Source organism: Pseudoduganella sp. OTU4001, from assembly GCF_038440195.1.
In the GTDB taxonomy this organism is placed as follows: domain Bacteria; phylum Pseudomonadota; class Gammaproteobacteria; order Burkholderiales; family Burkholderiaceae_D; genus Rugamonas.
The window spans coordinates 57,820-71,317 of the sequence record NZ_JASATG010000004.1; the positions used below are offsets into that span (position 1 = coordinate 57,820).

At 64.3% G+C, this 13,498-nt stretch carries 15 protein-coding genes; 8 read left to right on the forward strand and 7 right to left on the reverse strand.

Annotated elements, in window-relative coordinates; translation table 11 throughout:
* The first annotated feature begins 17 nt into the window (after nt 1–17).
* A complete protein-coding gene (locus AAHE99_RS05240) occupies nt 18–794 on the forward strand; it encodes an enoyl-CoA hydratase (protein ID WP_342115153.1) in 777 nt (258 codons plus the stop codon).
* On the opposite strand, the gene AAHE99_RS05245 is transcribed toward AAHE99_RS05240, so the two are convergent.
* Entirely contained in the window at nt 791–2,470 is a 1,680-nt protein-coding gene (locus tag AAHE99_RS05245; RefSeq protein ID WP_342115155.1) for a tetratricopeptide repeat protein, read from the reverse strand. The two genes, AAHE99_RS05240 and AAHE99_RS05245, sit on opposite strands and share 4 nt — an antisense overlap.
* Before the next feature lie 112 nt (nt 2,471–2,582).
* Between AAHE99_RS05245 and AAHE99_RS05250 the strand changes: the two genes are divergently transcribed.
* The 5 genes from AAHE99_RS05250 (at nt 2,583) to AAHE99_RS05270 (ending at nt 5,691) form a co-directional block, all read left to right on the forward strand.
* Nucleotides 2,583–3,035 (forward strand): hypothetical protein, encoded by a 453-nt coding sequence (locus AAHE99_RS05250; RefSeq protein ID WP_342115157.1) that lies wholly within the window; start codon nt 2,583–2,585, stop codon nt 3,033–3,035.
* Nucleotides 3,002–3,910 (forward strand): DUF2145 domain-containing protein, encoded by a 909-nt coding sequence (locus tag AAHE99_RS05255; protein ID WP_342115159.1) that lies wholly within the window; start codon nt 3,002–3,004, stop codon nt 3,908–3,910. Before AAHE99_RS05250 ends, AAHE99_RS05255 begins: the two co-directional genes overlap by 34 nt.
* 319 nt (nt 3,911–4,229) lie before the next feature.
* A complete protein-coding gene (locus AAHE99_RS05260; RefSeq protein ID WP_342115161.1) occupies nt 4,230–4,607 on the forward strand; it encodes a PH domain-containing protein in 378 nt (125 codons plus the stop codon).
* Nucleotides 4,604–4,729, forward strand: coding sequence for a hypothetical protein (locus AAHE99_RS05265; protein WP_342115163.1), 126 nt, complete (start codon nt 4,604–4,606; stop codon nt 4,727–4,729). Before AAHE99_RS05260 ends, AAHE99_RS05265 begins: the two co-directional genes overlap by 4 nt.
* An 80-nt stretch (nt 4,730–4,809) precedes the next feature.
* Nucleotides 4,810–5,691 (forward strand): alpha/beta fold hydrolase, encoded by an 882-nt coding sequence (locus AAHE99_RS05270; protein ID WP_342115165.1) that lies wholly within the window; start codon nt 4,810–4,812, stop codon nt 5,689–5,691.
* Here AAHE99_RS05270 and AAHE99_RS05275 read toward each other — a convergent pair.
* A complete protein-coding gene (locus AAHE99_RS05275; RefSeq protein ID WP_342115167.1) occupies nt 5,688–6,437 on the reverse strand; it encodes a substrate-binding periplasmic protein in 750 nt (249 codons plus the stop codon). The two genes, AAHE99_RS05270 and AAHE99_RS05275, sit on opposite strands and share 4 nt — an antisense overlap.
* A 178-nt stretch (nt 6,438–6,615) precedes the next feature.
* Here AAHE99_RS05275 and AAHE99_RS05280 point away from each other — a divergent pair, with 178 nt between their 5' ends.
* On the forward strand, nt 6,616–8,115 hold the full coding sequence (locus tag AAHE99_RS05280) for a tetratricopeptide repeat protein (RefSeq protein ID WP_342115169.1): 1,500 nt from the start codon (nt 6,616–6,618) through the stop codon (nt 8,113–8,115).
* Complete coding sequence (gene pnuC / locus AAHE99_RS05285; RefSeq protein ID WP_342115171.1) at nt 8,105–8,671, forward strand: nicotinamide riboside transporter PnuC; 567 nt, start codon at nt 8,105–8,107, stop codon at nt 8,669–8,671. The genes AAHE99_RS05280 and pnuC overlap by 11 nt, the downstream gene beginning before the upstream one ends.
* Here pnuC and AAHE99_RS05290 read toward each other — a convergent pair.
* Genes AAHE99_RS05290 through AAHE99_RS05310 form a run of 5 tightly spaced genes read right to left on the reverse strand, consistent with a single transcriptional unit; the run spans nt 8,668 to nt 13,480 of the window.
* Nucleotides 8,668–10,761 carry a TonB-dependent receptor plug domain-containing protein gene (locus tag AAHE99_RS05290; protein ID WP_342115172.1) on the reverse strand — a complete coding sequence of 698 codons (2,094 nt, stop codon included), beginning with the start codon at nt 10,759–10,761 and terminating at the stop codon, nt 8,668–8,670. The genes pnuC and AAHE99_RS05290 overlap by 4 nt on opposite strands.
* Nucleotides 10,762–10,771: 10 nt before the next feature.
* Nucleotides 10,772–11,482, reverse strand: a complete 711-nt coding sequence (locus AAHE99_RS05295; RefSeq protein ID WP_342115173.1) for an SIMPL domain-containing protein — start codon at nt 11,480–11,482, stop codon at nt 10,772–10,774.
* A 4-nt stretch (nt 11,483–11,486) separates the two neighbouring features.
* Nucleotides 11,487–11,849: an energy transducer TonB gene (locus AAHE99_RS05300; protein ID WP_342115174.1), complete on the reverse strand. Its 363-nt coding sequence runs from the start codon at nt 11,847–11,849 to the stop codon at nt 11,487–11,489.
* 10 nt (nt 11,850–11,859) lie between these two features.
* Complete coding sequence (locus AAHE99_RS05305) at nt 11,860–13,104, reverse strand: M56 family metallopeptidase (RefSeq protein WP_342115175.1); 1,245 nt, start codon at nt 13,102–13,104, stop codon at nt 11,860–11,862.
* Nucleotides 13,097–13,480 (reverse strand): BlaI/MecI/CopY family transcriptional regulator, encoded by a 384-nt coding sequence (locus tag AAHE99_RS05310; protein WP_342115177.1) that lies wholly within the window; start codon nt 13,478–13,480, stop codon nt 13,097–13,099. The genes AAHE99_RS05305 and AAHE99_RS05310 overlap by 8 nt, the downstream gene beginning before the upstream one ends.
* Between the last annotated feature and the right edge of the window lie 18 nt (nt 13,481–13,498).

The window sequence follows — 13,498 nt, forward strand, 5'->3', positions numbered from 1 at the left end:
TTTGGAGACAACGAAGAATGGCAATCCTCACCAGCAAATCCAACGGCATCCTGACCATCGAATTCGACCGCCTGGAGCGCAAGAACGCGATCACCTCCGCCATGTACCAGACCATGGCCGACACCATCAACGCCGCTGAAGGCGACAAAGAAGTGCGCGCCATCCTGTTCACCGGCAAGCCAGAGATTTTCACTGCCGGTAACGACCTGGCCGACTTCGCCGCCACCACCGCCGCCAACGACGGCGTAGCGTTCAGCGACCGTCCCGTGATCCAGTTCATGCAAGCGCTGTTCAAGAGCACCAAGCCAGTCGTGGCAGCCGTGAACGGCGCAGCCATCGGCATCGGCACCACCATGCTGATGCACTGCGACCTGGTGTACGCTGCCGACAACGCCAAGTTCTCCGTCCCATTCGCAGCCCTCGGCCTGTGCCCTGAGTTCGGCTCCAGCATGCTGCTGCCAGCCAACGGCGGCCACGCCCGCGCTGCCGAAAAGCTGATGCTCGGCGAAGCATTCTCCGCGCAGGAAGCCTACGACATGGGCCTGATCTCCAAGCTGCTGCCGGCCGACCAGGTACTGGCGCACGCGCAGGCACAAGCCGCCAAGCTGGTAGCACTGCCAGCCGAATCGATCCGCCAGACCAAGCGCCTGATGAAAGCCGGCCGCGAAGCCTTGAAAGCCCACATCGACGTCGAAAGCGCCCAATTCGGCGCCATGCTGACCGGCCCGGAAGCCAAAGAAGCCTTCACCGCCTTCTTCGAAAAGCGCAAGCCGGACTTCACCAAGTTCGCCTAAGCGCCCTTGTCGGCTGCGGCCCAGCTCAGTGCCAACTGTTGCTGGACAGTGGCTGCCTCCGTGGCTTTACCTTGGGCGGTCAATGCCTTATGCAGGCCGTCCAGGGCCCAGCCGTTCTTTGGGCGTTCGGCCAGGTCGGCGCGGAAGGTTTTCTCGGCGTCGGCGTAGCGCTTGGCGCGCAATTGCATGTCGCCGAGGCGAAGCCGGGGGCCGCTTGCCAGTGCAGGCGGTTCCGACCTTTCGGCATTGAGCGCGGTCTTGATGGACTGTTCCTGCAGCGCGATGGCGGCATCGAACTGACCGTCCTGGAATGCGATTTCGGCTGCCAGCTGCTCACCTGCGCTGCCGCCAAGGCTGCGCGTCATTCGGGCTGCAAAGCCGGTGGACTTCTGGTCGGCGGTCAGTTTTGCGACCAGCGGTTTAATGCGTTCGTTGGCCGCCTTTGCGTCGGCCATTTTGCCCAGGCGGGCATAGGCGATACCGCGCGCCATCTCGCTGAGTGCCTGCTCGATGCCATCCTTCGTTTTCGGCTCTGCCTCAGCCAGCACGGCATCCCATCGCCGCAGGTGCAGGTTCGTCAGCATAGGCAGGCTGCGCACATATTCATGGAACGAGTAGGCGCCCTGCGAACGTGCGGCCAGGGTGCGGGCCGTTTCCAGCGCCAGGTCGGCGCGGCCTTCCATCAGGGCGGCATACCACTGGAAATGCAGGTTGTGGCCGCGCCAGTCCTTGGTATTGCTGAACCCCTGCTTCTTCAAATCTTCCGCCATGGCTACATCGGCTGCGACGGCGGCCTGGTTGACACGCGTAGCGTCGGAAAAGCGGCCCAGGTGGGCGTAGGTGTGCGAAGGCATGTGCAGCAGGTGCGGCGATTTCGGCGCGAGTTTCGCCAGGCGGTCGGCAGCTGCCTCCGCGCGCTTGGCCGCGTGGACCGAGTCGGCGGCGTGGACCATGTAGTGGTTCAAGCCGGTGTGGTTGGGATGGAGCGCCAGTGCCTTCTCGAGCTGTGTGGCGAGTTCGCCGATGCGCCCTGCGGGTTTGCCTGTCTGCGAATCCCACCAGGCGCCGCGTGCGCCGCGCGTGATGATCATCTCCGCTTCGGCGTACAGCGACAGTAGGTCGGGATCGTCGGGATGGCTGGCCGCCAGGTCGCGCAGGAAAGCGGCATATGCGGCGTCGAGCTGGTTGACCGGTTCCGATTCGTCGGCGGCAGTGGTGCATATGTCGCCAGGTGGCGGCGCTATGGAGCGCGCGGCATCGTGCCCGTAGCGTAAGGCCAGTGATTGGATCAAGGCCTGCTCGTGCGGCGTGCTTTTTTTGCTGTGCCGGACTGCGTAATCCACATAGCGCATGGCTTCCTTGGTGTTGCCGCGCGAGGAGTTGTTGATATTTGGGCCCAATTGCCAGGCGACGCCCCAGGCGCACATGGCGCAGCCAGGGTCTTTGGCCAGTGCGGCTTTGAACGAGCGGATCGCTTCCGCTTCGTTGAAACCGTACGCTTGCGCTACGCCTTGGGCGAACAGCTGGCGCGCTGCTTCGTTGGCATTGCCTGCGGCCAGGGTGGTGCTGCCGAATCCGTCCAGGACTGGCGCTTTGGCCGTGGTATCAACTGCCAGCGGCATGACGGAGCAGGCGGCGAGGGTGCCGAGGGCGAGGACCAGCGTGAGTTTGCGCATTACGATTTACTGTTATTTGGTGACATCAGCGATTTTGCCATATTGCTAATAACTAATGTGTGCCACATCCGTTAAAATTCGGGGGTTTTCAACCGCACTTTCGGGACTGCCAATGTTTAAACCATTCTTGCGCCAGATTGCTGGCATTTCCATCCTGGCCGCCGCGGTGGCTGTGCCGGTGCATGCCGACAGCTTTACCTCGTCCGCGTCCAGCGCCGGCTCCGCCTCGTCGGGCAGCGTGTCCGATTCGATCAGCGGTTCCAGCAAGAGCTCCAGCGGCGACGACAAGAAAGTCGCGGCGGGCCAGTACCGTGTGATCGATGTGGCTGAAGCGCCGGGCAAGCCGGGTGCGGCGCGCCTGACCTTGCGCGGTGAGCAGGGGAACCAGTTCTTCCTGGACCTGCCGAAAGCTGCGCTGGCCGAGCGCGCGCTGCCTGCTGGTTCGATGGTGCAGGTGAATGAACGCGCATACGGCTATGAGTTCGCCTACGCGGACACGCGCCAAGCCTTCTTCCTGGCGCTGAACGACGAATGGCAGCGCGAACTGCGTTCGCACGCCATCTAAGCTTTGCATGCCTGGCGCTCGCTGCGAGCGCCAGTGCGCACGCGGGCGGGATGATGTTCTGCGACCGTCCGGTGAAGGTCACCGCGGCGGAGCAGGATCGCGCCTTGCGCTTTTCCGCCGTGGTGAAAGAGGAGCTGGAACGCTCGGGCGCCACGGCTGCCGTGGTGTCGCGCGCGGGGCTGGACCTGGCGCGTTTTGGCCTGCGCTATTCGCACGCGGGTGTCGCGCTTAAATCCAATCCCAACAGCCCATGGTCGGTGCGCCAGCTGTATTACGCTTGCGACGATAAGCGGCCGCGCATTTTCGATCAGGGCATGGCGGGGTTTGTGCTCGGTGCCGAGGAGGCTTCGCAAGGGCATCTATCGGTCGTGCTGCTGCCCGAAGCGCCGGGCGTTGCGCTGGCCTCGGCGGCGCTGGATGAGCGCACGCCGCTGGCGCTGCTGGCCGGCGAATACAGCGCCAATGCCTACGCGTACAGCACGCGCTTCCAGAACTGCAACCAGTGGCTGATCGAGTTGATGGCCAGCGCCTGGGGCGCGGGCGCGACGGCACGGCGCGATGAGGCGCAGGCTTGGCTGCGGGAGCGGGGTTATGAGGCGGAGCCGGTCAATGTTGGCCGGGCGCTGGTGATTGCGGCGCACTTTGTGCCGCTGGTGCATGTGTCGGATCATCCTGACGAGGATTTGCGGGCGCTGACCATGCGGGTCAGCATGCCGAATTCGATCGAAAATTTCCTGCGCCGCGAGGCGCCTCAGGCGCGGCGTCTTGAGCTTTGCTACAACAACAGCCACATTGTTATCCACCGCGGATGGGATGCGCTAGGCGCCGGCTGCGAGCCGCAGCCAGGAGACGAGGTCATTGCGTTTTCTGAGTAGAATTGGGGAGTCCCGCGCGACCAGAAAGTTCCTTGGAATTTGAAATTGGCGAAAGTGCTGGGATGACCAGTCCGACTGCCGTTGCGGCTAGGCGCGATGGAAAGAATTCGTTGGCACCTGGCTCATGCATAACAGTTCGCATGAAAAATTCGGCAAACCACATCGGAAACGGGAGCAGATAACCCCAAAGCCTGTATCAAAAATTCATGAGTACCTCCTGCTGGCATTATTCAGCGCTTCAGTGGAGGTTCTTGAGATTCGCCAGGCATTCAATGGCGTGGTAGATTTGATATCAAATTAAATTTTGGAGTTGGCAAACGTGGGACTTTTTAGCGGCATACTGGGGAATGCGTCCAAGATCGATTTGGATGAAATCAGCGGGGAATTCGGGAAGGTGCTGGCGCCGAATGAGCGGATTGAGCATGCTTACCAGCTGATCCGGGATTACTTCGTCTTTACCGACAAGCGGCTGGTGGTGGTGAACAAGCAGGGCATCACGGGCAGCAAGATGGAGTTTCATTCGATCCCGTACAAAAGCGTGACGCATTTCAGTATCGAGACCGGCGGTACGCTGGATCTGGATGCGGATTTGAAGATCTGGATCTCGAGCACTGCCGAGCCGTTCACGCAGAAGTTCAACAAGCGCCTGAGCATCTATGAGGTGCAGGCGGTTTTGGCGAGCTATGTCTTGAAATGAAAATCTTCTTCGTCCTGCTGGTGCTGGCGGTGGCGGCGTTCTGGTTCTTCGGTGATCCGCAAGGCTCGCTGGCCCGCATCAGCACGTGGGCATGCGAGTGGATGGGGCGCAGGATGTGCTAGCGTGCATCCATCCTTCGCCCGCTAGCGAATTGTTGCGGGCGGGGCGTCGTTAGCATTGGGGCTTTCCACAGGAGCCGCCTATGCCAGCATATGAAGTCATCGATATCCCCAGCCACCAGCCTGCATTGGTGGCGCGTGTGCGCCATACGGCGCCGGACCGCGCCAACGGCGCATTGCCTGTGCTGTTCGTGCATGGGTCTTCATTTCCTTCCGGCTTGTCGTTCGATTTTCGTATGGATGGCCAGTCGTGGATGGATTGGATGGCCGCGCGCGGGTATGACGTATATGCACTCGATTTCCTGGGTTATGGATTGTCGGACCGCTATGCCGCCGGCCCGGCGGGACGGGCGCGCGAGGTGGCGCGCGATGTGGGCAGCGCGGTCGATGCGATCCTGCGCCGCACCGGGCAGCGCCAGGTGCTGCTGGTCGGGCATTCGTGGGGAGGTAGCGTCGCGGCGCGCTATGCGCAGGACAGCGCGGGCAAGGTGGCGAAGCTGGTGCTGTTTGCGGCGGTGACGCCGCGCGGCGACGGCGCCCCGCATGGGGCGGCAGTGCCGGCATATGAGGAAATGACGCCTGCACAGCGCATCGCGGCGATGGATGGCCTGCGTCCACAAGAGGCGCAACCGCAGTTGCATCCGGACGTGTTCGCACGCTGGGGCGCGCAGTGGCTGGCATCGGATGGCCGTAGCGAATGCAAGGTGCGCTTCCCATCTGGCCCGAGCGCGGACATAGCTGATTTGCTGCGGGGCGCTTCGTATTACGATCCGGCGCGGCTCAGCATGCCGGTGCTACTGGTGCGCGGTGAATGGGATGCGTGGCCGGGCGATGAAGACTTCCGCCGCCTGCAGCGCCAGGTGCCGGGAGCGCAATATGTGGTGATCCCGCGCGGCACGCATGTGATGCACCTGGAGGCCGCACGCACGGAGCTGTACCAAGCGGTGCGGGCCTTCCTGGATTAATTGATGCCGTGGCGCGCGCGGATGGCAGGCAGCGCGCCATTCTGTTCCAGCTGGGTGATGGCCTGGTTGATGCGCGCCAGCTGCGCCTGCGTGGTGCTGGCTGCGTTCAGCATCAGGTGCACCGGGGCGCGGAAGGGCACATAGGCCAGCGCCACGATCTTCACGTTGTGGAGGCGCGCCGTATGGCGCAGGGCGAGCGCATCGCCCATGATGATGTCGCCGCGCCCGGCATCCAGCATCTTGATGCCCTGTTCAAAGGTGCCGAAGGTGCTGCGCCGGCCTTCCGCATTCAGCAGCGGCAGGGCGCGTTCGTAGTCGTCGCCGTAATAGCCAAGGCGCGGGGCCAGCAGGCTGGCGCGGCGGGCGGCGATATCCTGGAAGCTGCCGACGGTGCGCAGCTTGTCGAGTTTCTCCGGCACGGTGAACAAGCCGACGGTCTCCTGCCGATAGGGCAGGCTGAAGCGGGCAAAGCCGCGCCGTTCGTCGGTGGCGGAAGCGGCCATCTGCAAGTCGAGTTTACCTTGCAGGAATAGCACATTGCGGCGCGCTGGCGGCATCTCCTTCTCGATCTGCAAGGTGCAGCCAGCCTGGTCGACGATGGCGCGCAGCAGCTCGTAATCGACGCCGCCGGGGCCGGACTTGTCATTGTGGAAATAGGGAGGCCATTCCTCTGGGGCAATGCGGAGGTTGCACGCTGCGGCCAGGCCGGCGCTATGGAACAACAGGGCAGCTAGCAACAGCCTCATGACCGGTGCATCCGAAAAGTCTCTACCCGGTCAGTGTAAAGCAAGACAGTGTGGTGCCGGTATATTTCCCGACCGCCGGCCCCGGTAGTGACGCCGTTAAGCGTCAGATGCAGGCATTCTGGCGGCCGAATGTGACCGCCGTTTGACGGTTATGTGACGGCTTGGTGTAATACCGCCCATGGATAACATTCAGGCATTATTGCAACAGGCGGTCGCTTGGCACCAGCAGGGCGAGCTGGGGCGCGCGCAGGCGCTGTACGACGACGTGCTGCGCGCCGAACCGCTGAATTTCGATGCGCTCCATTTGAGCGGCGTGCTGGCGCGCCAGCAGGGCGAGCCCGAACGCGCGCTGGCCATGATCGAGGGGGCATTGGCGATCGATGCCGGGCGCGCCATTGCGCACTGCAACCGTGGCGTGGTGCTGCAGGATATGGCGCGCTACGACGAGGCGCTGGCCAGTTTCGAGCGTGCGCTGGCGCTGCAGCCGGATTACGCGGTCGCGCTCAGCAACCGGGGCAACGCGCTGCGCCACCTGGGCCACATTGACCGCGCACTGGAGAGCTATGACGCGGCGCTGCGACTGTCGCCGGAATATGCGGAGGCGCTGTGCAACCGCGCGCTGGCCCTGCAATCGACGGCGCGTCATGGCGAGGCGCTGGACAGCTTCGGTGCGGCGCTGACGGTGAAGCGCGCCTATCCGGAAGCGCTGCACGGCGCAGCCGTCTCGCTGCTGGCGCTGGGCAAACCTGCCGATGCGCTGGAGGGATTCGAGCGCGCGCTGGAGCTGCAGCCGGAGTATGCTGAGGCATGGTGTGCCCGTGGCGCGCTGCTGCTGCGGGCGCAGGAGCACGAGGAGGCGCTGGCGAGTTTCCAGGATGCGCTGGAGGTGCGGCCGCGCTATGCGCGTGCGCAACTGGGCCTGGCCAACACGCTGCGCGCGATGGGGCGGCGCGATGAGGCGGTCGAGGCGTATCAGGCCGCGCTGGCTTTTGGCGCGGATGCCGACACAGTTGGCTATATGCTGGCCATCATGGGTGCGGAGCAGGCGCCGGGCGCGTCGCCGGCGGCTTACGTGAAGGCGCTGTTCGACCAGTATGCGGGCAATTTCGACCATCACCTGGTCGACGTGCTGCGCTACCGCACGCCGGCACTGCTGGTGGAGGCGCTGCGCCGCCACTTGCCGCCGGGCGAACTGGATGTGCTGGATATCGGCTGCGGTACCGGTTTGTGCGGGCCGCTGCTGCGGCCATTGGCCTGCTTGCTGGAGGGCGTCGACCTGTCGCCGCATATGCTGGACCGTGCGCGCGATTCCGGCTTGTACGACGGGCTGTATTGCGGCGATATGGTGGGCTATTTGCGGGTGCGCCCGGCCAGTGCCGACTTGCTGGTGGCGGCCGATGTCTTCGTTTATGTGGGCGACTTGCGGCCGGTGTTTTCGGTGGCGCGGCTGGCGCTGCGCGGTGGCGGACGGTTTGCTTTTTCGGTGGAGGAGCATGATGGCGCGGAGGCCTTCGTGCTGCGCCCTTCCGGGCGCTATGCGCATTCGCGTTCCGGCATCGAAGCGCTGGCGCGCAGCCATGGCTTCACCATCCTCGAAATCACGCCCAGCACGCTGCGCCAGGAAAGCGGCGAAGACATGCGCGGCTTGCTAGTCGTATTGGGGACACATGGAGACTAGTTATCTTGAAATCGCGGCCAATGCGGTGATGGCCGTGTCCATCTTCCTGGCGGGCCGCAACAGCATCCATTCCTGGTGGCTTGGCATCGTTGGCTGCTCGCTGTTCGCGGTGCTGTTCTTCGGCACGCAGCTGTATGCCGACGTCGCGCTGCAGCTGTTCTTCATCGTCACCTGCATCATCGGCTGGCGCCAGTGGCTACGCGGCGACCATGGGCATGCGCTGCACATCCGCACTACGCGCCTGGCCACGCTGGGCAAGATGGCGCTGGCCGGCGTGGCCGCCACGGCGGCGTATGGGCTGATGCTGAAGCAATACACCGATGCCTTTGCGCCGTTTGTGGATTCGGCGGTGCTGATGTTCTCCGTGATCGCGCAGATCCTGCTGATGGGACGCCGCATCGAGAACTGGCCGGTATGGCTGCTGGTGAACACCATCTCGGTGCCGCTGTACGCCAGCCGCGGCCTGTACCTCACGGCGGCGCTGTATGCGGCCTACTGGATCAACGCCCTGGTCGCGTGGCGGCACTGGCGCCGCCAGCGCGCGGGCGGTGCTTAGAACTGGCGCTCGTAGCTGACCCGCAGCCAGGCCGGGTTGACCACGCTATTGACGTTTTCCATACGGCCGTTGGCGTCAGCGTAAATGCTGCGCGACAGGCTTGGCTGTCGCAACAGGCTGCCGCCGGTCAGGCGCCATTGGCTGGCGGGGGAACTGCGATAGCTGGCGTAGCCTTCGACACTGCGCTGTACTCCGTTGTAGACCGATTGCCATTTGGTGATTTGTACCCAGCCGGTGGCGGTGTAGGCGATGTTGGCCCCCGCGCCCCAAGGGCCAGCGCGGTATTCGCCGCCGGCATTGGCGGTCCAGCGCGGCTGGCGCGCCAGGCGGTTGTCGGGACCTGGCACAGCGTCTACCCGCGACCAGTGGCGGCCGCCGTTGAACGAGAAGCGCAACGGAGTGCCGGGGACCAGGCCTTTCCATTCGACCTCTACGCTGTCGGTGCGGGCGCCGCCGAAGTTTGACGGGGACGAAACCCAGCGGCCATCCTTTAACACGACGGCGGAAAAGATCACGTCGCTGATGCGGCGAGTGCCGGCGGACAGCGAGAACAGGGCGCCGTCGCTGCCGTAGGCTTCAAACGCGAGGTCGAAGCCGCGCGCCAGTTCGGGCTTGAGTGCCGGGTTGCCGCTGCTGTCCGGCGCCAGTTCCGTGTTGACCATGCTGAGGAAGCGGCGCGGGATGAGCTGGTTGGTGCTCGGGGCCTTGTAGGTGCGCGCCACAGCGAAGCGCAGTTGGCGGCGCTGCTCGCCTGGCAGCTTCCACAACGCTTGCAGGATCGGGCTGGTCACGCCGGCGGTGGTGGTGGCACCGGCGTAGTCGGAACCAGAGCTATGCGTTGTACTGGTCTCGCGCCGCAGGCCGGCGTACAGCGACCAGCCGTCGCCAACATCCCATTCGTTCTGCACGAAGGCTGCCAGGTTGCGCAGCCGGGCGCGCGAGGTGCGGTCGAAGTCCAGCGCACCGGCCGCGATGGCTGCGGTGTCCTCCTGCAATTCCTGGTCGCGCTGGCGCCCGTAAACGACGTCCCAGCCCAGGCTGAGCGAATGGCGGCCCATGGCCGGGAGTGAAAATTTTCCAGTCCAGTTGGCGCGGCGGCTGGCCGCATGCACATCGTACAGACGGTCCAATGTGCGAGTGCCTGGCCGTGCGGCGATGCTGGAGATGCGCGCGGTATGCGGGTTGTCGCCGCTGAGGCCCAGCTTCGATTCGATGGCGCCGCCATTTTCGAGCTTGCGCGACCAGTTCAATTCCGATCGCAAAGTGCCTCCCGAATCCTTGCGCCAGTAGTCGAAGCGCGCAAACGGAAGTATGAATCCACCGGTCAGGTGGGCATCGGTGGCGCGGTCGGCGTGGAAGCGCACGACGGTGGCGAAGGTTTGCCATCCGAGCGTCTCACCGGGCGCCAGGGTCCAGTTCAATCGTCCGTTGATGTTGAAGAAGAGGAAACGATTGCGGCTGGATTGGTTCTCTTCGCGCTGGCTGCGCACCGTGCCGTCGGACGCGGTTTCCAATGCGTAGGTATGCTCGGGTAAGTGGTTGTTCCCTTGCGAGACGCTGGCATTGAAGGTGTAGCTGCTGGTCTCGTCCTTGTCGGCCAGGCCAAGCCCGGCGCTGCGCAGGGGCCGGCTGGAGGGGATGGTGGCGGAGGCGCGCCAGTCGCGTGAAAGCTTGCTGGCTGATTTGCGCAGCACGATGTTGATGGTGCCGGCCACCGCTTGTGTGCTGAATTCGGCGGTGGCGGAGCGCATGATTTCGATCTTGTCGATCATGTCTGGCGCCAGGTTTTCCAGCGAAAAGCCCGGTGGAGGGCGGTCGCCGTTGACCAGCACTTGCGTATAACCGGCACCCAGGCCGCGCATGCGCGGGCCGCCTTCGCCGACGGAGACGCCGGGCAGTCTCTTCAATACGTCGAGCGCACTGGCGTCGCCGAATTTGAGGATTTCCTCGCGCGTGATGGTGGTGCGGGAGGCGGTGTCGCGCTGGCGCTGCAGGTCTGCGCTGGCTTTTATCTGCACGACCGGCGGTGTTTCCTGGGCGTAGGCGCGTGCGAAGACCATCGCCGCGCAGGCGATCAGTTTCAATTTCATGGCAGTGGCTTTACTTCAGGAGGAAGATGGCATTCACAGTCTGTGAATAGGCAATCGAGTCGGGCACCAGGTACTTGCCCTGTTGAGGTGAGGTGCCGCGCGATTCCTTGCCGCGTTGCAGGTCGATGAAGGGCGCGCCGACTTTGGCCAGCGGGCCGCGCGCAATGGCGATCACCGGCCCTAGCTTGCGGCCGAATGCTTTGGCCAGTGCGCCGCCCTTGCTGCGTGCGTCGTCGGCGGCGGCCGACATGAGCTGGGTGTTGATGTCGTCGCTGTCGGTGCGGTCGAAGGTGGAGCTGACGTTGGTGACGTGGTCCATTTCAACCAGCTTTTCGATCAGGCTTGGCCACTGCGCCAGGTCGCGCAAACGGGCAATGAAGATACGGCCGACCGAGTAGGCCTGCTGGCCTTCGCCCAGCGGGACGGTCTTCTTCTCGACTTCATGCGCTTCGATGTCGGCTGCTTCGATGCCGTGGTCGGCCAGCAGCTGCAGGGCGCTGGCGCTCAGCTCCTGCAACTGGGCCGCTGCGGTGGCCGCGTCGGCATGCTGGACGCCGGCTTCGAACTTGACTTCGCCGATGTCGGGCCGCATCCACAGTTCGGCTTTGCCGCCGCTGCTGACGAAAGGTTGCGATGGCATGCCGATGCCCGCAGCCTGTGCGCTGCATGTGGCGGAGGCTGCGCACAGTGCCACAGTCAGAAAGAAGGTGCTTAACTTCATTCGCTTACTCCAGGGTCCAGACGTATTGGAGCTGCACGTTTTTGTACGCCACCGGTTTGCCGTTCTCCATTGCGGGTTTGAAGCGGCACTTGGCGATGCCGCTGCGCGCGGCTTCGTCCAGGCCCGCATGGCCGGAAGACTTGACGATGCCGGAGTCGGTCACCTCGCCGGTTTCGGACACCGTAAAGCGCAGCGTCACGGTGCCGGTGTGCTTTGCTTGCAGGTCGGCTGCCGGCCAGTGCGGCTTGCTGCAGCTGGCAAAGTCCACCACAGGCCGTTGCTGCGGCTCTTTCGCTGCCAGGTTAGGGGCGTGCAGGGTCAGGGCGGCAGTCGCGATGACTGCTGCCGTACTTTGGATGCGGTTCATTATTTTTCCTTTATTCGAGGGTCCAGACGTACTGCATTTGCTGCCAGCTTGCGACGGCTTTGCCGCGCAGCTTGGCGGGGATGAAACTGCATTTCTCGATGCCGACACGTGCGGCCTTGTCCAGCCCAGGGTGTCCGCTGGACTTGACCACTTTGGAGCCGATCACTTTGCCGCTCTCGCCAACGTGGAAGCTGAGTGTGACGGTGCCGGTGTGTTCAGCTTGCAGGTCTTTTTTGGGCCAATGCGGCTTGGAGCAGGTCTTGAAGTCGACGATTGCCGGTGTGCGCGCGGCGGGCAGGTTGGCGTCGGTGCGGGCATTGGCGTAGCCGGACAGGCAGGCGGCGGCCAGGCCCAGCGTGGCCAGCACGGCTTTCCAGTTGCCGCGCTGCTGCTGCGGTGCGACCAGCTGGCGGATGCGCTGCGTCAGGTCGCCGCCATCGGCCGCCAGGGCCAGGCGCTGGCTGGCAAACTGCATCTTCTCGAGTTCCGACAGGGCCAGGGCCAGGCGGCGCGGTTCGCCGGTCAGGTCGGCGGCGATGCTGTCGGCCACCAGCTCGCGCTCATGGCGGATGCGGCGCGACAGCCACCACACGGCAGGGTGGTAGAACAGCAGGATCTCGACCACGTTCTGCAGCAGGTTGACCAGGAAGTCGTGGCGGCGGACGTGGGCCAGTTCGTGCGCCAGCAGGGCTTCCAGCAGTTCGGGCGGCATGCGCGCCACCAGCGCGGCCGGCATCAGCACGACTGGGCGCCACCAGCCGGCGGTGATCGGGCTGGCCAGCGTTTCGACGATGCGCAGCGTGACTTCGCGGCGGATGCCGAGGCGTGCGGCCAGCTGCGACAGGCGTAGCTGCCAGTGTCCATTGTGGCCGCCGGTGCGGCGGGCGCGCGCGATCCAGGCCAGGCCGAAGGCGCTGCGCAGGGCCAATGCGCCGACGCAGGCCAGCCAGGCGGAGACCAGCAGGGGCAGGCGGTTGTCGATTCCGGCCAGCAGCTCGCTATGGGGATAGATGCTTTCGACTGCGGCCAGCGCCAGGACTTGCAGCTTGCTCGGCCCTGCCTCCAGCGCCGCCACGAATTCATAAGCGGGCCACAGCAGGCAGGCCAGCAGCGCGGCGCATGACACGGCGTAGCGCGTGCCGGGACGGGCGCCGCCCATCATGCGCAGCAGGACTGCGGCGCCGGCGCCAATCAAGGCGCCTTGCCACAGGAAATGGATCAGGGCCCAGCCTGCGGCCTGGATGATGTCATTCATTCGGCTTGTCCTCCTGCTTCAGCAGTTCTTCGATTTCATCGCGTTCTTTTTTCGAGATGCCGCTTTTCAGGGCAGCCAGCACCAGCGCCTTGGCGGAACCGGCGAAGGCGCGCTGCAGCAGGTCCTGCAGCATATTGCCCTGCATTGCTTCGCGCGCCACGGCCGGAGCGTAGACGTGGGAGCGCTGGCTCTCGTCGCGGATCAACAGACCCTTGCCGTGCATGATCTGCATCAGGCGCAGCACGGCGCCGTAGGCCAGGTCGGGCTTCTCGGCCAGCATGGCTTCATGTACTTGCTTGGCGGTGGCGGAGCCGATCGGCCATATCGCTTGCAGCAGCTCCAGCTCGGCCGGAGTGGGTTTCGGAATGCTAGCCATGTTTATTTCCTTGTAACG